General features: G+C 72.5%; 15 protein-coding genes, 3 tRNA genes and 1 pseudogene. 8 read left to right on the top strand and 11 right to left on the bottom strand.

What is annotated here, in order from left to right:
* Positions 1-257: 257 nt before the first annotated feature.
* Together ACIF80_RS05490 and ACIF80_RS05485 are read right to left on the bottom strand one after the other, a co-directional pair.
* Positions 258-1,859: an MFS transporter gene (locus tag ACIF80_RS05490; protein ID WP_399799694.1), complete on the bottom strand. Its 1,602-nt coding sequence runs from the start codon at positions 1,857-1,859 to the stop codon at positions 258-260.
* A gap of 314 nt (positions 1,860-2,173) precedes the next feature.
* Positions 2,174-2,674, bottom strand: a complete 501-nt coding sequence (locus ACIF80_RS05485) for a MarR family winged helix-turn-helix transcriptional regulator (protein WP_399799692.1) — start codon at positions 2,672-2,674, stop codon at positions 2,174-2,176.
* 179 nt (positions 2,675-2,853) lie between these two features.
* On the opposite strand from ACIF80_RS05485, the gene ACIF80_RS05480 reads away from it, so the two are divergent.
* Entirely contained in the window at positions 2,854-3,294 is a 441-nt protein-coding gene (locus ACIF80_RS05480; RefSeq protein WP_399799690.1) for a hypothetical protein, read from the top strand.
* A gap of 34 nt (positions 3,295-3,328) precedes the next feature.
* Positions 3,329-4,039, top strand: coding sequence for a poly-gamma-glutamate hydrolase family protein (locus ACIF80_RS05475; protein WP_399799687.1), 711 nt, complete (start codon positions 3,329-3,331; stop codon positions 4,037-4,039).
* 22 nt (positions 4,040-4,061) lie between these two features.
* Here the strand turns inward: ACIF80_RS05475 and ACIF80_RS05470 are convergent.
* The 3 genes from ACIF80_RS05470 to ACIF80_RS05460 form a co-directional block, all read right to left on the bottom strand.
* Positions 4,062-4,138, bottom strand: a tRNA-Ile gene (locus ACIF80_RS05470).
* Between the two features lie 203 nt (positions 4,139-4,341).
* Positions 4,342-4,414, bottom strand: a tRNA-Asn gene (locus ACIF80_RS05465).
* Positions 4,415-4,419: 5 nt separating this feature from the next.
* Positions 4,420-4,492, bottom strand: a tRNA-Asn gene (locus tag ACIF80_RS05460).
* Between the two features lie 182 nt (positions 4,493-4,674).
* Here ACIF80_RS05460 and ACIF80_RS05455 point away from each other — a divergent pair.
* The 4 genes from ACIF80_RS05455 (at position 4,675) to ACIF80_RS05440 (ending at position 10,344) form a co-directional block, all read left to right on the top strand.
* A complete protein-coding gene (locus ACIF80_RS05455) occupies positions 4,675-4,980 on the top strand; it encodes a hypothetical protein (RefSeq protein ID WP_055627734.1) in 306 nt (101 codons plus the stop codon).
* An 84-nt stretch (positions 4,981-5,064) separates the two neighbouring features.
* Positions 5,065-6,519, top strand: coding sequence for an FGGY-family carbohydrate kinase (locus ACIF80_RS05450; protein ID WP_399799684.1), 1,455 nt, complete (start codon positions 5,065-5,067; stop codon positions 6,517-6,519).
* 160 nt (positions 6,520-6,679) lie between these two features.
* Entirely contained in the window at positions 6,680-8,413 is a 1,734-nt protein-coding gene (locus ACIF80_RS05445) for an ABC transporter ATP-binding protein (RefSeq protein ID WP_399799682.1), read from the top strand.
* Positions 8,413-10,344, top strand: a complete 1,932-nt coding sequence (locus ACIF80_RS05440; protein ID WP_399799679.1) for an ABC transporter ATP-binding protein — start codon at positions 8,413-8,415, stop codon at positions 10,342-10,344. The genes ACIF80_RS05445 and ACIF80_RS05440 overlap by 1 nt, the downstream gene beginning before the upstream one ends.
* 37 nt (positions 10,345-10,381) lie before the next feature.
* Here the strand turns inward: ACIF80_RS05440 and ACIF80_RS05435 are convergent, their stop codons facing one another.
* From ACIF80_RS05435 to ACIF80_RS05410, 6 genes and pseudogenes are all read right to left on the bottom strand, one after another.
* Entirely contained in the window at positions 10,382-11,137 is a 756-nt protein-coding gene (locus ACIF80_RS05435) for an SDR family NAD(P)-dependent oxidoreductase (protein ID WP_399799677.1), read from the bottom strand.
* A gap of 91 nt (positions 11,138-11,228) precedes the next feature.
* Positions 11,229-12,634, bottom strand: a pseudogene (locus ACIF80_RS05430) (sigma-70 family RNA polymerase sigma factor).
* A 67-nt stretch (positions 12,635-12,701) separates the two neighbouring features.
* Positions 12,702-14,642, bottom strand: a complete 1,941-nt coding sequence (gene dnaG / locus ACIF80_RS05425) for a DNA primase (protein WP_399799674.1) — start codon at positions 14,640-14,642, stop codon at positions 12,702-12,704.
* 123 nt (positions 14,643-14,765) lie between these two features.
* Complete coding sequence (locus ACIF80_RS05420) at positions 14,766-16,031, bottom strand: NAD(P)/FAD-dependent oxidoreductase (protein ID WP_399799672.1); 1,266 nt, start codon at positions 16,029-16,031, stop codon at positions 14,766-14,768.
* A 188-nt stretch (positions 16,032-16,219) separates the two neighbouring features.
* Positions 16,220-17,620 (bottom strand): deoxyguanosinetriphosphate triphosphohydrolase, encoded by a 1,401-nt coding sequence (locus ACIF80_RS05415; protein WP_399799669.1) that lies wholly within the window; start codon positions 17,618-17,620, stop codon positions 16,220-16,222.
* An 83-nt stretch (positions 17,621-17,703) separates the two neighbouring features.
* Positions 17,704-18,534 (bottom strand): sirohydrochlorin chelatase, encoded by an 831-nt coding sequence (locus tag ACIF80_RS05410; RefSeq protein WP_399799667.1) that lies wholly within the window; start codon positions 18,532-18,534, stop codon positions 17,704-17,706.
* Positions 18,535-18,761: 227 nt separating this feature from the next.
* Here ACIF80_RS05410 and ACIF80_RS05405 point away from each other — a divergent pair, with 227 nt between their 5' ends.
* Both ACIF80_RS05405 and tap read left to right on the top strand, forming a co-directional pair.
* Positions 18,762-19,496, top strand: coding sequence for a vancomycin high temperature exclusion protein (locus ACIF80_RS05405; protein ID WP_399799664.1), 735 nt, complete (start codon positions 18,762-18,764; stop codon positions 19,494-19,496).
* Positions 19,497-19,765: 269 nt separating this feature from the next.
* Positions 19,766-21,922: a telomere-associated protein Tap gene (gene tap, locus ACIF80_RS05400; RefSeq protein WP_399799661.1), complete on the top strand. Its 2,157-nt coding sequence runs from the start codon at positions 19,766-19,768 to the stop codon at positions 21,920-21,922.
* The last annotated feature ends 1 nt before the right edge of the window (position 21,923 follow it).

Here is a 21,923-nt window from a genome sequence, read left to right as displayed (position 1 = left end):
CAGGCCGGAACCTTGAACTCCGTTCACCGTAAATGAAGGACGTACGAATTCCGCTTCACCCGCCTTTCGCTTCGGTTGAATTCGCAATTGACACGGATTCGAAAAGCACCCGCCCCAGCAGTTCCCTGCCGGCACACAAAAACGCCCGGCCGGGATGTCCGGCCGGGCGTCGGTGTCACTGCGGTGTCGCGTCGGGGTCGGTGCCGCCGTGCGGCGACGGTGGGTCAGGAGCGGATCAGTGGCGGTTCAGGACCGGATCAGGAGGGCGCGCCCACCGGCACGTCCGGCCGCAGCTCGCCGTCCTCGTCGAGGTCCGGCGGGATCGTCGACAGCGCGCTCGCGTGGAGGTCCTTGGTCCGCAGCATCAGGAAGCCGATGAGCGCGGCGATGAACCCGAGGATCGCGCAGATGGTCATGGCGCCGTGGAACGCGGTCATGAACGCGTCCCGTCCGGCGGCGACCACCTGCTCCTGCAGCGCCCCCGCGTTCGCGGCGACCGCGTCGAAGGCACCGGCGCTGATGCCGTGGGCCGCCTCCTCCGCGGCGGCATCACCCATCTGCTGCCCGACCGCCGACGCGGCGAACTCGTCGGCCACGCGGTTCTGGAAGAAGGCGCCCACCCCCGCGATACCGACGGCGACACCGACCTGCTGGAAGGTCTCGTTGATGCCGGACGCGACACCGGACTTGGCCGGTTCGGCGACGCCGATGGCCAGCGCCGCCCGGGTCGGGTTGAAGGCGCCCATGCCGAAGCCGGCGATGATCAGGGCCGGCAGGAGCACGGTCCAGGCCGAGTCGACCTCCGCCAGATTGAGGAAGAGCAGACCGATCGCCATGACGAGGGTGGAACCACCGAGCAGCACCCGGAAGGGGACCTTGCCGATGAGTCCGCCGCCGATCGCGCCGGCCACGAACATCGCGGCCGTCAGCGGCAGGAACCGCAGCCCCGCGTCCCAGGCGTCCATGCCCAGCATGTTCTGGAGGTAGCTGGTCTCGAAGAACACCGACGGCAGGGCGCCCGCGTTGCCGATCATGGCGACGAGGGAGATGCCGACGAAGGTGCGGTTGCGGAAGAACGACAGGTCGATCATCGCGCGCTCGCCCAGACGCCGCTCGATGAACACGAACACCACCAGGAAGACCGCGCTGGCCGCGTACAGGCCGAGCGTGTTGGCGCTGGTCCAGCCCTCCTCGGGCGCCCGGATGGTGGCGAACACCAGGGCCCCGAGCGCGATGCTGAAGGTGGCCAGTCCGGCCCAGTCGGTGGGATGCGCCCGCCGGTTGAGCGACTCCCGCACCCACAGCGCGCCGACGAGGATGGCGATGATGCCGACCGGCACGTTGATGTAGAAGATCCAGCGCCAGGACAGCGAGCTGGTCAGCGAACCGCCGACGAGCGGCCCGGCCGCGACGGCGACACCGACCGCGGCACCGAACACGGTGAAGGCGGTGGCCCGCTCCTTGCCGTGGAACTCGTGGCTGAGCATGGCCGGACCGACCGCGAACATGACGGCCGCGCCGACACCCTGCACGGCGCGGTAGAGGCTCAGCGCGGTGGCGTCGCCGGCCAGGCCGCAGGCCAGCGAGGCGATGGTGAAGATGGCGAAGCCCACCTGGAAGAGCCGCTTGCGGCCGAGCCGGTCGGCGAGCGAGCCCGCTGCCACCAGGAAGATCGCGAGGGTGAGGGCGTAGGCGTCGAACACCCACTGCAGGTCGGCGAAGCTGCTGTCCAGGGACTCGTGGATCGCCGGCAGCGCGACGGCCACCACGCTCAGGTCGAGCATCAGCATGAACGTGCCCAACGCGACGATCCCCAGGGTCCACCACCTTGCGGGCGATGGTGCGCGTTCTGCGGACATGACGGGGACTCTCCTATCAACCGGATTCATCGATGATGGAAAAATAGATGATTGGAAAGTCGAGGTCAACTGCAGTCACGGTGAGTAACGAGGATCCGGCCGTCACCCGCACCGCCGCACGGCGGGACCCACACGCGGTCACGGATGACAGGGGCGACGGGGGCCGACGGACGGACTGCGGGCGGGCGGAGGGAACCGTCGGACGGAGGGAACCGGCAGGCAAACGAAAGCGGGCGGACCCTCAAGGGCCCGCCCGCACCACCGCCAACGCCACCGGCGCCGTCGTCAACTCACCTCCGTGCCGCCCGCTCCCGTCAGTCGGAACAGACGGAGGCGGGCCAGCGGCCCGCCAGCATCCGGTCGAGCATCCTGCGCATCACTTCGCGCTCGTCGTCGTCGAGCGCGCCGAAGAACGCCGTCTCGACCTCGGTGACCACACTGTCCACCGCCGCCAGCGCCGCACGGCCGGAGTCGGTGAGGATCAGGTTGTACCGCCGCCGGTCGGCGGGGTTGCGCCGCCGCTCGACGTGCTGGTTGCGCTCCATCTCGTCGATGACCGTCACGACCGTGGTCGGGTCGAGGTTGAGCAGCCGGCTCAGGTCCTGCTGGGAGAGCTCGGGCCCGCCGGCCAGCGAGGCCAGCACGAAGAAGTACCTGCTGCGCATGCCGACCGTCTCCAGGGCCTTCTCCACGTCCTCGAGGAGCAGCAGCCCCGCCTTGTGGAGCAGGTATCCGGGACGCTCGGCGATGAAGAAGTCCTCGCGTGGCCGCAGTTGTGCCCCGTCCCGCTCGGCATTGCCGCCACTGCGCGCCATGGGCCGACTCCCTTCAACCATATGAAACGTCCACCATCGAAGATACCAACGCTTCGGACGCCCGGAACGTGCCGTGCAGCGTCCGGGCAGCGGACCCACGTCCCGGGCGGTCCCGGCGCCCGGCACCGGCCGCGCACCCGCCATGCTTTCCCCACAGCACCAGTCATCCCGGGGGGACCATGCGCATCCGCACCACGACCGTCGCCGCTCTGACCGTGCTCGCCCTCGCGCTCACCGCGTGCGGCAGCGGAGAAGAGCCCACCGCCGAGGACGACGGCGGCAGCCGGTCGGCCGGTACCGGCGCCGAGGACGCCGAGGACAGGGCCCGCGAAGCCGCCGGCCTCCCGCCCGAGCCGAGCACCACGGCCCGGTACAGGTTCCTGGAGGCCCTGGACGCCATCGACCGCCGTATCTCGGAGCCCGGCACGGACGAGCTGGCCATGAGCCGCGGACTGAACCAGTGCCGCTCCATCAAGGCCTTCCCGGACGACAGGGACAAGCTGATCCGGCAGACGCTGGAGCGGTTCGCCGTCCCGGCCGACCTGCCCGACATCAACACCCCGGAGACCGGCGGGAAGATCCTGGACGCGGTGCACGAGTACCTCTGCCCCGACTTCTGACCGGACGGACCGCACGAGGCAAGGAGCGTGACCCGTGGCCGACCTGTACGGCTCCTACGGCGAGCTGGCGGCCGTCGAGACGGAGGGTGTCGCCTACGAACGCCGCCTGGTCCTCGTCGCCGGTGCGACGTGGTGTTCCATCGCGGTCCACGGCGGCGGCATCGAGGGCGGGTCCGGAGAGGCGGCCCGCGCGGTCGGCGCCGGACTGATGTCGCACTACGAGTTCGCCGGACTCAGGACGTCCGGGAACGCCGATCTGCACGTCACCAGCACGAACTTCGACGAGCCGATCGGTGCGGGCCTCGTCCGCGCCTCCCGCCGCTGTCTGTCCTTCCACGGCTGCGCCGGAACCCCCGGCGTGGCCGAGACGGCCGTCGGCGGCCTCGACACGGACCTGGTCGCCCGGCTGACGCGGCGTCTGCGGAGCGCCGGATTCCCGGTCGTCACCGCGCCCTCCGAGATCGCGGGCGCCCACCCGGCCAACATCTGCAACGGGACGCTGACCTCCGCCGGGGTGCAGCTGGAGCTGAGCAGGGCCCAGCGTGAGGCGTTCTTCCCCGGCGGGGACCTGAGCCGGGCGACGCGCGACAGTGGCCGCCGCACCGGGACGTTCCACGCCTACGTGGCCGCCGTCCGCGCCGCGTTCCGGGACCGCGGACGGATCTCCGCCGGCGGCCGGCCCATGATCTCCGGAGCCGAAGAAGCCCCCTCCACCGGAAGGGGGCTGACGTCGGTGCGCAGCTGAACGTTCCTGCGTTGCTCCGCTGTGGTGGGGCGGGTGGGACTCGAACCCACGGCCGACGGATTATGAGTCCGTTGCTCTAACCGGCTGAGCTACCGCCCCAAGCGGCGTGTCGCGCACTGGTGTGCGTGCCGTCTGCCGCAGCATAGCCGCTCATACGATCTCCTGCCTCGATGATCGACTAGGCACGGCCCCCCTTGCGGCCCCGAGGGCTGTCTCCGGGCCCGCCCGGCCCCTCCGGGCGGTCGGCCAGGACGTGAACCGGGCATGAAAAAGGACCCCCAGAGGGGTCCTCGTTCAGCATGCTCCCCCGACTGGACTCGAACCAGTAACCTGCCGGTTAACAGCCGGCTGCTCTGCCAATTGAGCTACGGAGGACCGAGCTCCCCCGACTGGACTCGAACCAGTAACCTGCCGGTTAACAGCCGGCTGCTCTGCCAATTGAGCTACGGAGGAATGCCTCGTCTGCATCGAACGCACCTACCTGGGTATCCGCCAGGGGGCGCGCGCTCTCTGCGACACATACATTAGCGCAAGCAGGGGGGTGCTTCGCCAATCGGTACTCTCCGGCGCTGTCGCCGCAACCGGAGAGCCGTGCAAACCTGCACGCAGTCCTACACAAGGGAAGGGTGGCCGCCATGCGTTACCGGCTCACGTTCGTCACCGGAGTCGTCCTGGGTTACGTGCTGGGCACGAGGGCCGGACGCGAGCGCTACGAGCAGTTGAAGAAGTCGGCTCAGCGGTTCGCGCAGAACCCCGCCGTGCGCAACACCGCGGAGACCGCGGCGCAGCAGGGCCGGGACATCGCGGGCCGGGCGTACCACGTGGTGAGCGACAAGGTGGGCGACCGGATGCCCGACTCGGTGGCGCAGCGGGTGCGCACCCTGCGCGAGCGCACCTCGCAGGGCGCCGGCGAGGACGACTGGGGGACGAGCAACACCTGACCGGGACACCGGTGACACCCGGCGGAAGCCCTCGGCGGACCGGCCCGGCGTCACGATGTCGCCGGGTACGGCAGAATTTTGGCCATGGGGATAGTCGCCGGGCTGGACAGTGCGCCCGATTTCACTCGCATCGTCGTCTGTGACGCGGACAGCGGGACCGTGCTCAAACAGGGGTATGCGCCACACCCGGTGGACCACCCCCAGGGCACGGGCCGCCCGTCCGACGTCGATCCGCAGAACTGGCTGCTGTCGCTGGGCGAGGCGGCGGGCGGTGGACTGCTCGAGGGCGTGCAGGCCATCGGGGTCTCCGCGCAGGCGAACGCGCTGGTGCCGCTGGACTCCCAGGGCAACACCGTGCGGCCCGCCATGGTCGGCGCCGACAAGCGGGCCCAGGTGGCGGCGGCCGATCTGATCGACGCGCTCGGCGGCCGGGAGGCGTGGGCGCAGGCGGTGGGCAGCGTTCCGCAGGCGGCGCACCCGGTGACGAAGCTGCGCTGGCTGGCCCGTGCGGAGCCTGAGAACGCGGCGCGCACCGCCGTGCTGCTCCAGGCCCACGACTGGCTGGTGTGGCAGCTCCTGGGCCGTCCGGTGCGCCGGACCACCGACCGGGGCGGTGCGTCCGGAACCGGCTACTGGGCGGCGGCGACCGGGGGTTACCGGCCCGATCTGGTGGAGCTGGCGCTCGGGCACCAGACCATGCTGCCGGAGGTGATCGGCCCGGCCGACGCGGCCGGTGCCACGCCGGAGGGGCTGCTGATCTCCGCGGGCACCGGGGAGACGATGGCGGCGGCGTTCGGGCTGGGCATCGGGCTGGGCGACGCGGTGGTGTCGCTGGGCGCGTCCGGTTCGGTCATGGCGGTCCACCCCGAGGCGCTCTACGACCCGCACGGCATGGTCACCGCGCTCGCGGACGCCACCGGCATGCATCTGCCCGTCGTCACCACGCTGAACGCGGTGCGGACCCTGCGCGGGACCGCGGAACTGCTCGGGCTGCCCGATCTGGAGAGCCTGTCCGACCTGGCGATGAAGTCGACACCGGGTTCGCACGGGCTGGTGCTGCTCCCTTACCTGGAGGGCGAGCGGACGCCGAATCTGCCGCACACCGCCGGAACCCTGTCGGGGCTGCGGCGGGAGTCGATGAAGCCGGAGCACCTGGCGCGGGCCGCGTTCGAGGGCATGCTGTGCGGGCTCGCGGACGCGCTGGACGTGATGCGCGGCCGGGGCGTGGAGGTCCGGCGGGTGTTCCTGCTGGGGCAGGCCGCGGAGCTGCCCGCCGTGCAGGCGGCGGCGCCCTCGCTGTTCGGGGCGCAGGTGGTGGTGCCGCAGCCCGCGGACTACGCGGCGATCGGCGCCGCCCGGCAGGCGGCGTGGGCGCTGGGGGTGTCCCAGGGCACCCTCGACCCGCGGACGCCGCCCGTCTGGCAGGGCGCGGTGGCGCAGGTGCTGGAGCCGGGCGACGACCTGGCGGTGGGGCAGGCGGTGCGCCAGCAGTTCGTGTCGGTGCGCGAGCAGACCCACCCGGGGGCGTTCCGGATGTGACCGGCCGGGCGGCCGGCGGGCGCGGGTCGCGCGCCCGCCGGCCCGTGGCACCGGGACGCGGTTCCACGGATTAAATCGGTTGAGGTAACGCGGGTGGAGTGTCCGACGATAGGGGCCAGGGGCAACCAATGGCTCCCGCCGCCCACCCGAGAGACTCAGCGTGCTGATACGACTGCTTCGGACTCATCTCCGGCCGTACAAAAGACCCATCGTCCTTCTGGTGCTGCTGCAGTTCCTGCAGACCTGCGCCACGCTCTACCTCCCCACCCTCAACGCCGACATCATCGACGACGGTGTCGTCAAGGGGGACACCGGCTACATCCTGTCCTACGGCGCCCTGATGATCGGCATCTCGCTGGCGCAGGTCGTGTGCAACGTCGGTGCCGTGTACTACGGCGCCCGGACCGCGGCGGCGCTGGGGCGGGACGTGCGGGAGGCCGTCTTCGACCGGGTGCAGTCCTTCTCCGCGCGTGAGGTCGGCCGCTTCGGCGCCCCCTCGCTCATCACCCGTACGACGAACGACGTCCAGCAGATCCAGATGCTGGCGCTGATGACGTTCACCCTGATGGTGTCGGCGCCGATCATGTGTCTGGGCGGCATCGTGCTGGCGCTCGGTCTGGACGTGCCGCTGTCCGGGGTGCTGGTCGCGGTGGTGCCGGTGCTGGGCGTCTCGGTGACACTGATCGTGCGACGGCTGCGTCCGCTGTTCCGGGCCATGCAGGAGCGGCTCGACACGGTGAACCGGGTGCTGCGCGAGCAGATCACCGGCAACCGGGTGATCCGGGCGTTCGTCCGGGACGCGTACGAGCAGCGGCGGTTCGGGAAGGCCAACGCCGAGCTGACCGAGGTGGCGCTGGGCACCGGCAACCTGCTGGCACTGATGTTCCCCGTGGTGATGACGGTGGTGAACCTGTCGTCGATCGCGGTGGTGTGGTTCGGCGCGCACCGGATCGACAGCGGGGGCATGCAGATCGGTGACCTGACCGCGTTCCTCGCCTATCTGATGCAGATCGTCATGTCCGTGATGATGGCCACCTTCATGTTCATGATGGTGCCGCGGGCCGAGGTGTGCGCCGAGCGCATCCAGGAGGTACTGGACACCTCCTCCAGCGTCGTGCCGCCCGTCGCGCCCGTCACCGAGCTGCCCCGGCACGGCCATCTGGAGATCAGGGGCGGCGGCTTCCGCTTCCCTGGTGCCGAGGAACCGGTGCTGAAGTCGGTGGACCTGGTGGCCCGTCCGGGGGAGGTCACCGCCGTCATCGGTTCGACCGGCAGCGGCAAGTCGACGCTGCTCGGGCTGGTTCCCCGGCTGTTCGACGCGACCGAGGGCGAGATCCTGGTGGACGGCGTGCCCGTCGCGGACCTCGATCCGGCGCTGCTCGCGAGGACGGTCGGGATGGTGCCGCAGAAGCCGTACCTGTTCGCGGGGACGGTGGCGACGAATCTGCGCTACGGCCGTCCGGACGCCACGGACGCCGAGTTGTGGCACGCGCTGGAGGTGGCGCAGGCCAGGGAGTTCGTCGAACGGCTGGAGGGCGGGCTCGACGCGCCGATCGCGCAGGGCGGCACCAACGTGTCCGGCGGCCAGCGCCAGCGGCTCGCGATCGCGCGGACTCTGGTGCAGCGCCCCGAGATCTATCTCTTCGACGACTCCTTCTCCGCGCTCGACTACGCGACCGACGCGGCGCTGCGCGCGGCGCTGGCGGAGGAGACCGCCGAGGCGACGGTGGTGATCGTCGCCCAGCGGGTGGCGACGATCCGTGACGCCGACCGGATCGTGGTCCTGGACGAGGGCCGGGTCGCCGGCACCGGCCGGCATCACGAACTGATGGCGGACAACGAGACCTACCGGGAGATCGTGCTCTCCCAGCTGACGGAAGCGGAGGCCGCCTGATGGCCGGGGCCATGGCGCGGGCCGGGGCCGGGGCGGGCCCCGACCACCAGTCGCTGCATTTCAAGGAGTCGGGCAAACGGCTCATCGCGCGGTTCGGGCCGGAACGCCTGACCATCTACGGGCTGTTGGCCTGCGTGGTGCTGAGCGTGGGGCTCAGCGTGATCGGGCCGAAGATCCTCGGCCGGGCGACCGACCTGGTCTTCGCGGGCATCGTCGGACGGGACATGCCGGCCGGGGCGACCAAGGAGCAGGTGCTGGAGTCGATGCGGGAGCGCGGCGAGGGCGGTGTCGCGGACATGCTCCGCAGCACCGACTTCACGCCGGGCGAGGGCATCGACTTCACGGCCGTGGGCAACGTCCTGCTGTTCGCGCTGGCGGTGTTCGGGGCCGCCGGTCTGCTGATGGCGGTGGCGACGCGGCTGGTGAACGGGGCCGTGAACCGCACCATGTACCGGATGCGCGAGGACGTGCAGACGAAGCTGTCGCGGCTGCCGCTGTCGTACTTCGACAAGCGGCAGCGCGGTGAGGTGCTGAGCCGGGCGACGAACGACATCGACAACCTCGGGCAGACGCTCCAGCAGACGATGGGCCAGCTGATCAACTCGCTGCTGACCGTCATCGGCGTGCTGGCGATGATGTTCTACGTGTCCTGGATCCTGGCGCTGGTCGCGCTGGTGACCGTGCCGCTGTCGTTCGTGGTCGCCACCCGCGTGGGCAAGCGGTCGCAGCCGCACTTCGTGCAGCAGTGGCGTACGACGGGCAGCCTCAACGCGCACATCGAGGAGATGTACACCGGGCACACCCTGGTGAAGGTGTTCGGGCGGCAGGAGGAGTCGGCGAAGCGGTTCGCCGAGGAGAACGAGGCGCTGTACGAGGCCGGCTTCAGGGCGCAGTTCAACAGCGGCGTCATGCAGCCGCTGATGCTCTGCGTGTCGAACCTCAACTATGTGCTGGTGGCGGTCGTCGGCGGGCTGCGGGTCGCGTCGGGTTCGCTGTCCATCGGTGACGTGCAGGCGTTCATCCAGTACTCGCGGCAGTTCTCGATGCCGCTGACGCAGGTCGCCTCGATGGCGAACCTGGTGCAGTCGGGTGTCGCGTCGGCGGAGCGGGTCTTCGAACTGCTCGACGCCGACGAGCAGTCGGCCGACGTCTCGCCGGCCGAGAAGCCGGCCGAGCTGCGCGGGCGGGTGGCGCTGGAGCGGGTGTCGTTCCGGTACGACCCGGAGAAGCCGCTGATCGAGGACCTGTCGCTCACGGTGGATCCGGGGCACACGGTCGCGATCGTCGGTCCGACCGGCGCCGGCAAGACGACGCTGGTGAACCTGCTGATGCGGTTCTACGAGGTGTCCGGCGGGCGCATCACGCTCGACGGTGTCGACATAGCGCGCATGTCCCGGGACGAACTGCGGGCCGGGATCGGCATGGTGCTCCAGGACACCTGGCTGTTCGGCGGCACCATCGCGGAGAACATCGCGTACGGCGCCTCGCGGAAGGTCACCCGGGAGGAGATCGAGGAGGCGGCGCGGGCGGCCCACGCCGACCGGTTCGTCCGCACCCTGCCGGACGGGTACGACACGGTGATCGACGACGAGGGCGGCGGGGTGAGCGCCGGTGAGAAGCAGCTCATCACCATCGCGCGGGCGTTCCTGTCCGACCCGGTGATCCTGGTGCTGGACGAGGCGACGAGTTCCGTGGACACCCGTACCGAGGTGCTGATCCAGAAGGGGATGGCCCACCTGGCGCACGGGCGTACGTCGTTCGTCATCGCGCACCGGCTGTCGACCATCCGGGACGCGGACACGATCCTGGTGATGGAGAACGGGTCGATCGTCGAACAGGGCACGCACACCGGGCTGCTCGCGGCCGGCGGGGTCTACGCGCGGCTGTATCAGGCGCAGTTCGCGCAGGCCGTGGTCGAGGTGGACGGCTGAGCGGCCGGGGCCCGGCAGGCCGGCCGGGCCCCGGCGGTCAGCGCAGCTTGTTGGCGCCGCCGTCCGCCATGACGGTCTGGCCCGTCATGTAGCGGGCGTCGTCGCCGGCGAGGAACGCGACGACGGGGGCGACGTCCCGCTCGGGATCGCCGAACCGGCCGAGCGGCACCTTGGCAGCGGACTGCTCGTACTGCTCCGGGTGCGCGTCGGCCCAGCGGGCGACGCCCTCGGTGAGCGCCATGGGGCAGACGACGTTGACGCGGATGTCGTGCTTCGCCCACTCGTTGGCGACGACACGGCTCAGGCCGCGGATGGCCTCCTTCGTGGCGGCGTACGAGGCCTGGTTGGGCTGGCCGTCCAGGGCGGCGCCGGAGCCGAAGTTGACGATCGATCCGCCGCCGGCCTTCTTCAGCTCGGGCAGGGCCGCGAGCATGAAGTTCCGGGTGGCGTAGAGACTGGTGCCCATGGCCAGGTCCCAGTCCTCGTCGGTCTGCTCCTCGAAGGGGCGCTGCCGGGAGACGCTGGCATTGTTGACCAGGACGTCCAGCCCGCCGAAGTGCTCGACGGCCCTGGCCACGGCGGCGTCCGCCACGGCCCGGTCGGACACGTCGCCGCGCAGGAACACCACCGCCTCCCCCAGGTCGGCGGCGAGCTTCTCCCCGGCCTCCTCCTGGAGGTCGACGACGACCACGCGGGCGCCGCGTCCGGCGAACACCCGGGTGATCGCCCCGCCGATGCCGGAGGCACCTCCGGTGACGATCGTCCGCTTGCCTTCCAGGCTCCTGTCTCCCACGAGGCACTCCACTCGTTCGGTTGTGTGACGTCCGCGCCGATCCGCGCAGGATCACACTAAACGAGCGGGTTGCCCGGCCCCGGCCGGAGCCTCAGTCCAGATAGCCCCTGAGCTGGTCCGCGAAGGCGTGGTCGCGGAGTTTGTTGAGGGTCTTGGACTCGATCTGGCGTATGCGCTCGCGGGTGACGCCGAAGATGCGGCCTATCTCCTCCAGGGTGCGGGGACGGCCGTCGACCAGGCCGTAGCGGAGCTGGACGACCTTGCGCTCCCGTTCCCCCAGCGTCGACAGGACCGCCTCCAGGTGCTCCCTCAGCAGCAGGAACGCGGCCGACTCGACGGGGCTCGCGGCGTCGCCGTCCTCGATGAGGTCACCGAGGGCGACGTCGTCCTCCTCGCCCACCGGGGCGTGCAGGGAGACGGGCTCCTGGGCGAGCCTCAGCACCTCGCCGACCCGCTCGGGGGCCAGGTCGAGCTGGGCGGCCACCTCGTCCGTGGTCGGTTCACAGCCGCGTTCCTGGAGCATGCGGCGCTGGACGCGGACGACACGGTTGATGAGTTCGACGACGTGCACGGGGACGCGGATGGTGCGGGCCTGGTCGGCCAGCGCGCGGGACATGGCCTGGCGGATCCACCAGGTGGCGTAGGTGGAGAACTTGTAGCCGCGCGCGTAGTCGAACTTCTCCACGGCCCGGATCAGGCCGAGGTTGCCCTCCTGCACCAGGTCCAGCATGGTCAGCCCGCGGCCCACGTACCGCTTGGCGACGGAGACGACGAGCCGCAGGTTGGCCTCGATCAGCCGCCGCTTGGCCATCCGGCCCATGACGACGAGCCGGTCCAGGTCCAGGGTGAGCCTGCTGTCCAGGTCGGAGGCCAGCCGCAGCTTCTCCTCGGCGAACAGTCCGGCCTCGACGCGGCAGGCGAGTTCGACCTCCTCGGCGGCGGTGAGCAGGGGGATGCGGCCGATCTCCCGCAGGTACTGCCGGAACAGGTCCGAGGAGGGGCTGCCGGACTCGGTGCGCACCGGCGGCGGGGCCGCCTCCACCGCCTCCACGGGGTCCGCTGCCTCCACGGGGTCCACCACGTCCGTGGGGTCCACCGCCTCCGCGGGATCCACCGCGTCCACGGGATCCACCGCGTCCACGGGGTCCGCCGGGTTCCCCGGGTCGGGTGCCTCGGAGGGGGGTTCGGGCTCCGTCCGGGGGTGGTGGGCGGCCCGGCTGTGCGTGGGCACCGCCACCAGGACGTCCGCGTCGGGCCGCGCACCGGCCGTACGCGCGGCGGACTGGGCGAGGGTCTGGATCTGGGTCTGCACCGGGGCGACCTCCAGGATGATCGCTGCCGAGGGGGGCGGCAGCGGTACTTCGGGGGCGGAGCCGGTGGCCTCGCCGCTGTCCGTCCCGTACGCGATGGGCGTGGCCGCGGGGGTCCGGACCCGTCGGGGACGGAGCGGCCGCGCTCCGAGGACTCAGGTACCGCACCCAGTGTGGGGTACGACACATCGTCCCCACGAGGGGCGTGCGACGACTTTTTGCTTCCGCGCGGTGACCCGGCGGTTACGGCCTGCCTACAGCGCCGCCGCGCCGTGTCCGCGCAGGGCCTGGTCGTACTGCTGGAGGACCCACAGCTCGTTCTGCACGGAGGCCAGTTCGGCCGGGTCGCCCTGGGAGGCGACCCGGGTCAGCCGCCCGGTGATCTCGCGGATGCGGCGCTCGACGGCCCGGCGGCGGACGGTGACCAGCTGGGCGCCCGCGTAGTTCTCGTCGACCTCCTTGACGCCCCGGTGCAGCATGATCGCCTCGACGGCGAGTTCGGTGACCATGGCGCGGACGGTGTCGTCGGGGGCGGCCTCGCGGACGCGGACCAGGTAGTCCTGGGAGTCGGGAACGCCGGACTCGGCGCCGCCCGCGTCCAGGATGGCCTGGCGCACCGCCGCGTACACCGGGGCGGTGAACTCGTCGAGGCCGTACGCGTCGAAGGCCGGGGAGACCAGCTCGGGGCGCTGGAGGGCGAGCTTGAGCAGTTCGCGTTCGGTGGCGAAGACGGGGTTGCGCAGGTTGAGGGCGGGGCCGCGCGGGGACGCCTGGGCGGGGGCGGAGCCGTACTGCTGCGGGCCACCGCCGCCGCCTCCGCCGTGCTGCTGCCGGTCGGGAGCGGGGCCCTTGCCGCCGCGGTCACGGGCCCAGCGGGCGAGCTGCGCCACCCGCTTGACCACGAACTGGGTGTCGAGGATGCCGAGCATGCCGGCGAGCTGGACGGCGACCTCGTGCTGGGCGCCGCTGTTCTTGATGCGGGCGACGACGGGGGCGGCCTCGTCGAGGGCGGCGGCGCGGCCGGCCGGGGTGTCCAGGTCGTAGCGGCCCACGATGTGGCGGAGCGCGAACTCGAAGAGCGGGGTGCGGGGCTCGGCGAGGTCCGCGACCGCGTCGTCGCCCTTGGCGAGGCGCAGGTCGCAGGGGTCCATGCCGTCGGGCGCGATGGCGATGTAGGTCTCGGCGGCGAACTTCTGGTCGTCCTCGAAGGCGCGCAGGGCCGCCTTCTGGCCGGCCGCGTCCCCGTCGAAGGTGAAGATCACGCGGGCCGATCCGTTGTCCATCAGCAGCCGGCGCAGGATCTTGATGTGGTCGCCGCCGAAGGCGGTGCCGCAGGTCGCGATGGCGGTGGTGACGCCGGCGAGGTGGCAGGCCATGACGTCGGTGTAGCCCTCGACGACGACCGCGCGGGACGACTTCGCGATGTCCTTCTTCGCCAGGTCGATGCCGTAGAGGACGTGGGACTTCTTGTAGATCGCCGTCTCGGGGGTGTTGAGGTACTTCGGCCCGTTGTCCGACTCGTACAGCTTGCGGGCGCCGAAGCCGACGACCTCGCCGCCGATGTCGCGGATGGGCCACATCAGACGGCCGCGGAAGCGGTCGATGGGGCCGCGGCGGCCCTCCTGGGAGAGGCCGGAGAGGACCAGTTCCTTGTCGGTGAAGCCCTTGCCGCGCAGGAAGCGGGTGAGGTGGTCCCAGCCCTGGGGGCTGTAGCCGACAGAGAAGTGCTGGGCGGCGGCCTGGTCGAAGCCGCGCTCCGCGAGGAAGGCGCGGCCGGTGTCCGCCTCGGGGGAGGTCGCGAGCTGCTCCATGTACCAGTCGGCGGCGATCCGGTGGGCCTCGACCAGGCGGATGCGCTCACCGCGCTGGTGGGCGGGGTTGTACCCGCCCTCCTCGTAGCGCAGGGTGATGCCGGCCTGGGCGGCGAGGCGCTCGACCGCCTCGGAGAAGGAGAGGTGGTCGATCTTCATCACGAACGTGAGGGTGTCGCCGCCCTCCTGGCAGCCGAAGCAGTGGAAGAACCCCTTGCTCGGACTCACCTGGAAGGACGGCGACTTCTCGTCGTGGAACGGGCACAGGCCCTTGAGGTTGCCGCCGCCCGCGTTGCGCAGCTGGAGGTACTCGGAGACGACGGCGTCGATCGGGACCGCGTCCCGTACCGCCTTCACGTCCTCGTCGTTGATCCGTCCAGCCACGCGTGAAGTCTACGGCGGTCCGCCGGCAGCCGGGCCCGAAGCGTCCGCCCCCAGGTGCGAGGCCTCCGCCCGCGGGGGTGCGGGCGGGTGCCGGACGTCCGGGCGCGTGGTGCCGGCAGGCCGTCAGGGGGCGAGGCTCTCCAGCGGGACGCGCGGGTCCGCCAGGGAGTCCGTGTCCACCGGGGCCCGGGAGGTGATCAGCCGCTGGATCGGGTCGGTGACGTCCCACACATTGACGTTCATCCCGGCCAGCACCCTGCCCTCCTTCATCCAGAAGGCGATGAACTGCCGCTTGCCCGCGTCGCCCCGGACCACGACCTGGTCGTAGGAGCCGGGCGGCGCCCAGCCGGAGTACTCCATGCCCAGGTCGTACTGGTCGCTGAAGAAGTACGGGACCCGGTCGTAGACGACCTCCTGGCCGAGCATCGCGCGGGCCGCGGCCGGGCCGCCGTTGAGGGCGTTGGCCCAGTGCTCGACGCGCAGCCGGGTGCCGAAGAGGGCGTGCGGGAAGGAGGCGACGTCGCCGGCGGCGTGGATGTACGGGTCGGAGGTGCGCAGCCGTTCGTCGACCCGGATGCCGCCGCCGTCCGCGGGGTCGGCGAGGTCCAGGCCCGCCGCCTGGGCGAGGCCGGTGCGCGGGGTGGCGCCGATCGCCGCGAGGACCGCGTGCGCGGGGTGCTCCTCGCCGTCGTCGGTGCGGGCGGCGAGGACGACGCCGTCCTGCCCGGTGATCCCGGTGAGGGTGGCGCCGAAGTGGAAGCGGACGCCGTGCTCGCTGTGCAGGTCGGCGAAGAGCTGGCCGAGCTCGGGGCCGAGGACCGAGTGCAGCGGGGTCCGCCCGCGGTGCACGACGGTGACCTCCGCGCCGTACCCGCGGGCCGCCGCGGCGACCTCCAGGCCGATCCAGCCGGCGCCGGCGATCACCAGGTGGCCGTTGTCCCGGCCGAGGGAGGCCAGGACGCCCTTGAGGCGGTCGGCGTGCGCGAGGCGGCGCAGGTGGTGGACGCCGACGAGGTCCGTGCCCGGGATGTCCAGGCGGCGGGGCTCGGCGCCGTTCGCCAGCAGCAGTTTGTCGTAGCGGACGGTGGTGCCGTCCTCCCCGAAGCGGACGGTCTTCGCGGCACGGTCGACGGCGTCGACGGTCTGGCCGAGGTGCAGTTCGATGTCGTGGCGCGCGTACCAGGCGGGCTCGTGCACGAAGACGCTGTCGCGCTCCTCCTTGCCGAGCAGGAAGCCCTTGGACAGTGGCGGCCGTTCGTACGGGCGGTCCCGTTCGTCGCAGATCAGCAGGACCCGGCCGGTGAATCCCTCCGTTCGCAGCGTCTCGGCCGCCTTCGCGCCCGCCAGGCCGCCTCCGACGATGACGAATGTCTGATCCGCGTCGACCACTTGATGCCTCCTGCAGGGGGTCCGGGGAGTGTCCCCCCGGAAAACACTGTGGGTGCCGCCACTTGCGAGCGTCCCGCACACAGGGTGATGCGGGAAGAGGGGGTGGCCCGATCAGGCCACGGAGGGTCACCTTCGGGCGAGCACACGTCTCCGGTGTCCCACCGGCCTCCTCCGTGTCCCCCTCTCCTTCATGCCTGCCCCGTGAGGCGGGCGTGAAGCGAGCGGGCCGAGACGTCGGTGAGGGACGCGATCCGGTCGACGATCACCCGCTTGCGGGCGCGGTCGTCCGGGGCCTGCGCGAACAGGGAGCGGAACTGCGGGTCCAGGCCCTCGGGGGCGCGGGCGGTGAGCGCCTCGGCCAGTTCCAGGACGACGATCCGCTGGTCGGCGCGGAGCTGCTCCTGCTCGGCGCGCTGCATGACGTACCGGTCGGCGACCGCCTTGAGGACGGCGCACTCCATCCGGGTGTGCCGGGGGACGACGAGTTCGGCTCCGTAGCGGGTGAGACGGCCGCTGCCGGACCTCTGCCGGGTGGCGCCCTCGGCGGCCAGGCAGAAGCGGCCGATGAGCTGGCTGGTGGCGTCCTTCAGGCGGGCCTGGGCGACCGCCGTGCCGTCGTAGCCGTGCGGCCACCACTCCTGGGCGAGGAGGCGGTCGAGCGCCTCGGCGAGCTCCGCCGGGTCGGTGTCCGCGCCGACGTAACGGCCGACGGCGACGGCGAAGACCTCCTGCCGTTCGGGCTCGGCGTGCAGGACGTTGGGGTCGATGTGGCCGGCGTGCAGGCCGTCCTCCACGTCGTGCACCGAGTAGGCGACGTCGTCCGCCCAGTCCATGACCTGGGCCTCGAAGCAGGTACGGCCCTCGGGGGCGCCCTCGCGGACCCAGTCGAAGACGGGGCGGTCGTCCTCGTAGACGCCGAACTTCGCGGAGGCCGGGTCGGTGGGGTGGGCGCCCCGGGGCCAGGGGTACTTGGTGGCGGCGTCGAGGGCGGCCCGGGTGAGGTTGAGGCCGACGCTGACGGGGTCGCCGGTCTGTGGATCGGTGACGAACCGCTTGGGTTCGATGCGGGTGAGCAGGCGCAGCGACTGGGCGTTGCCCTCGAAGCCGCCGCAGTCCTCGGCGAACTCGTTCAGCGCCTGTTCGCCGTTGTGGCCGAAGGGCGGGTGGCCCAGGTCGTGCGAGAGGCAGGCGGCTTCCACCAGGTCCGGGTCGCAGCCGAGGGCGGCACCGAGTTCCCGGCCCACCTGCGCGCATTCGAGGGAGTGGGTGAGGCGGGTGCGGGGGCTGGCGTCCCAGACCCCGCCGGCCTCTCCGGGGGTGACGACCTGCGTCTTGCCGGCCAGGCGGCGCAGGGCCGCGGAATGCAGGACGCGCGCGCGGTCGCGCTGGAAGGCGGTGCGCCCGGGACGCTTGTCCGGCTCGGCGGCCCAGCGGGCGGCCGACGCCGGGTCGTAGCCGGGAGGCGAAGTGGGGTGCTGCTGCGGGTGCGCGTGCGTCGGCGCCTGCGCCGGTGGCTGCGCCTGGGGCCGGGGCTGCGCTTGGGGCTGGGGTGCGGGGTCGGTGGGGGCGGAAGTGCTGGTGCCTGCCATACCTCGACACTACGGGCACGCGGTGACACTCGGGCGGGGCCGGGGCACCGGGGCGTACGACGGAGGCCGGGACGGGTGCTCGTTCAGGCGGGGGCCGGGCTCGTGGGTGCCGGGGCGGGGACCGTGCGGGCCCGGCTGTAGCGGTGCAGGAGGAGGCGGGCCATGGCGGGGTGGGTGCCGAGGGGAGCCGCGGTGATCCAGGGGGAGGCTGCCGCGCACTCCGTGGCGAAGCGGCCGGGGGCGGTGAAACAGGAGGCGACGGCCACCCGGTGACGGCCCCGGCCGGCGAGGGCGCGCAGTGCCTCGGGGACGGTGGGGGCGGCAGCGGAGGCGTAGGCGGGGACGACGGGGACGCCGAGACGCCGGGCGAGCAGTTCCGCGGTGCGGGCCGTGTCGGCCCGCGACTCGGGGTCGCGCGACCCGGCGGCGGCCAGTACGACCGCGCTCGCGCGGCGGGCCGCCTCGTCGGCCGGGGTGTGCCAGCCGGCCTCCGTCAGGCGGTCCCGCAGGGCGTCGACGAGCAGCGGGTGCGGGCCGAGCGGGGCGGCCACGCGCGTGTGCAGCGGCGATGCGGCGGCCGTCCCGGGGATGTCCTGCTTGACGTGGTGGCCGCGGCCGAACAGCAGCGGCACGAGCACGGCGCGACCGGTCCCCCGCGCGTGCAGGCCGGCGAGGCTGTCGGCCAGAAGCGGCTCGTTCAGCTCGATGTGCCCGAGGTGCACCGGCAGGCCGGGGCGGAGTGCGCGGACGCGGTCCAGGAGCGCCCGTACGGTGCTCAGCGCGCGCGGGTCACGGCTGCCGTGGGCCACCACGACGAGGGCCGGGGGCGGGAGCGGGTGGCACCGGCTGCTCCCGTTGAGCGCCCCGTGGACGGGCGGCCGGGTGCTGGTCGAGGTCGTGAGGTGCGCCGTCATGCCCCCGATCGTCGCCGGGGGAGGTTGCCTCCCCGTTGCGCGGGGGTGACGGGTGTTTTCCGGCGGTTCACGGCACGGCCCCGCGGGGTGAGAGCCCGTTCGGGCCGCGGTCCCGCCCCGCCCCGCCCCGCCGCGCACCGTGCCGCTGATCACAGGGCGCGGCTGAACCGGAGGACGCGCGGGGGCGTCTTCGACGTCGAGGACCGACCGGGGAGGGTGCCCGTCCCATGCTTCATCTGTTGCGCCGCGTGAGGGCGGGCGGGGCCCGACGGTTCCGCCGGCCGCGTCTGCCGCGTACCCGGGCCGGCCGGCGGCGGCTGGTGCAGGCGGGGATGGCGGTGTGCGTCCTGGCGCTGCTGCCGGCGACGTGGCTGCGCCTGGCGGCGGACGGCCGGCTGCACACCACCGCCGACGTGCCCCGCACCGAGGTCGCCGTGGTCTTCGGCGCGGGCCTGTGGGACGGGGAGCCGTCGCCCTATCTCGCGCACCGGCTGGACGCGGCGGCCGAACTGTACCGGGCGGGCCGGATCGAGGTGGTCCTGGTCACCGGCGACAACAGCCGCGAGGACTACGACGAGCCGGACGCGATGCGCGCCTATCTGACCCGGCACGGCGTGCCCGACGCGCGGATCGTCAGCGACTACGCGGGCTTCGACACCTGGGACTCGTGCGTCCGCGCGAAGGAGATCTTCGGTGTGGACCGGGCCGTACTGATCAGCCAGGGCTTCCACATCCGGCGCGCGGTCACCCTGTGCCGGGCGGCCGGCGTCTCCTCGTACGGTGTCGGCGTCGACGACCGGCACGACCTGACCTGGTACTACGGCGGCACCCGGGAGATCCTCGCCGCGGGCAAGGCGGCCCTGGACGCGGCCTTCCGCCCGGACCCCCACTTCCTCGGCCCGAGGGAGCCGGGGGTGCGGCGGGCGCTCGACGGCATCCGTGCCCCGTCGGCCGCGCGGTGACCGTGCCGTGCGGGTCGCAGCACGCTCGCGCCATGGCGGACCCGGCACGGATCGCGGCCGCCCTCCCGGCCGAGCGGGCCGCCGGACCGGGCAGGCCCACCGGCTCCCCCTCGGTGGCCTGAGGGCGGAGACGGCCGCTCGGCCACCGGCTCCGATCAGCTGCTCCAGGTCGTCGTCCGCCACCCTCCCCCGATACTCGAACGGGTTACATGAGCAGGTTAAACGGGAGGGTAAGGTCCGCTAGGGTCGAGGCGCGGAAGGAGATCGCCATGGCCACCGAGGAAGAGCTGTTCGCGTCGGTCGACGCGCTGCTGGAGGAGGAGCCGCAGCTCCCGTCCCCGGCGGAGCGCGCCCGGCTGCGCGAGGCCGCCGGCATCACCCAGGCCCGCCTCGCGGCCGCGCTGAAGACGTCGACGCAGAGCATCAAGAACTGGGAGAACGGCCGCTCCGAGCCCAAGCCGCCGCGCCTGGAGGCGTACCAGCGACTCCTGAAGGGCTGGGCGGCGAAGTACCCCGCGCCCGGTGTGCCCGGCACCCCCGCGGTCGCATCCGCCGCCGCACCCGCACCCGCCCCGGCCGTCGCGCCGCAGCCGGAGGTGTCGGCCACGGTCGCCGGCCCGGCCGCGCCCGGGCCGGCGACCGCCGCGCCGGTGGAGGCGCCCGCCGCCCAGGCCGGCCCCGAGCACCCCGCCCGTCCGGCCGCGCGCCCGGCGACGTCGTCGCGGCATCCGGCGGCGAAGAAGACCGCGAAGCCCGCCGACGACCCGCGCTTCCCGCACGGCCCGCTCGCGGTGCTGGACGGCGACGGCTGCGCGTACGGCGTGGACGGCATCGTGCTCGACTGCCCGGCGACCACCGTGCCGGAGCTGGTGGAGTGGACGCTGCGTGAGTCCGGCCTCGGGGCCGCGAAGCTGAACCGCTACGGCAAGGACAGCGACCCGCTGATCGTGCTCACCGCCTCCGCCGCCGTGAAGCTCGGGCTGCCGGAGCGCCTGGAGGGCCACGAGCAGCGCCGTTCCCTGCGTCTGCCCGAGGACCATCCGGTGGTCAAGCAGGTGGCGAAGGCGAAGTGGCGGCTCACGCAGCGCGGGTTCGGCCCGTGGGCCCGGATCTACCGCAAGGCGCAGGAAAACCAGCGGCAGTGCGTGCAGCTCGCGATCCTGTCCTGGGACGCCCTCGACGAGCGGTCCTGGCCCGGTGTCGCGGACATGGAGCCGGCCGACGTCGCCCGCGTCCTCGGGGTGTACGCCCAGCGGGTCATCACCCCGCGCGGTTCCACGGCCGTGTCCGGGCTGGAACTGATGACGGCGCTGCGCCCGCCCACGAGGGCCGTGCAGGACCGGGCGACCGGGAACTGGGTGCCCGGCCACAACCCCGGCTCGCTGGGCACGGAGCCGATGGACCCGGCACCGCCGGAGGCCACCCCCGAACACCCCGTGGTCGTGAACAGCGGCTGGACCGGCGGGTTCCTGGACGAGGAGGCGTACCAGTGGGTGCGGTCGGTGGACTCGCTCACCGATGAGGAGTGCACGCTGCCGTACGCGGTCGGCCTGGACCTGAACACCGCGTTCCTCGCCGCCGCGAACCGCCTGGTCGTCGGCCTGTCCGCCCCGGACCACTTCCACGCGCCGGCGTTCAATCCGAAGATCCCCGGCTCCTGGCTGGTCGACCTGGGCCATGTCGAGCTGGACCCGCGCCTGCCCTCGCCGTTCACGCCGGACGGCACTCGCCCGAGCGGCCCGGCCTGGTACCAGACGCACACCGTCGCCTACGCCCAGGAACTCGGCCACGACGTGCATCCGGTCGAGGCGTACCTGCGCCGGGAGACCGGCGCGTACCTGGACCCGTGGCACGACCGGCTCAGGACGGCGTACGTCGACACGCTCGCCGACCTCGGCGTCACCCGGGACCTGTCGGACACGGAGTTCCTCGCGGCGATGGAACGCCACAAGGACGTCGACCCGGCCCTGGCCGCCGTCCTCGCCGCCGTCAAGGCCACGGTCAAGGGCGGCGTGGGCAAGCTGCGCGAGCGCCCGCAGGGCCGCCACTACAAGGAGGGCGAGCGGTGGCCGGCCCTTCAACGGCCGACCTGGCGCCCGGACATCCGCGCCGCCGTCATCTCCAGGGCGCGGGTCAACATGCACCGCAAGCTGCGCAACATGGCGGCGATGACGGGCCTGTACCCGCTCGCCGTGCTGTCCGACTGCGTCGTCTACCCCTCGCCGGGCGACAGCCCGCTCGACTTCCTCCCCTACGCGGCGTCCGGCAAGCCGCAGCCCGGCGGCTTCCGCCTCGGCCCCACCCCGGGCCTGGCGAAGCTGGAGGGCGTCCGGTCGATGCTGTGGGCGGTCGGCCTGATGGAGCAGGGCCTCAACCCGGCCCGCCACATCAAGGGCGGCGACGCCGTCCTGGACGAAGGGGAGTGAC

It is taken from the genome of Streptomyces sp. NPDC085927, assembly GCF_044540975.1.
Classification (GTDB): Bacteria; Actinomycetota; Actinomycetes; order Streptomycetales; family Streptomycetaceae; genus Streptomyces; species Streptomyces hirsutus.
The sequence above is the reverse complement of the archived record's forward strand: the minus strand, read 5'-3'. Positions and strand labels throughout refer to the sequence as shown.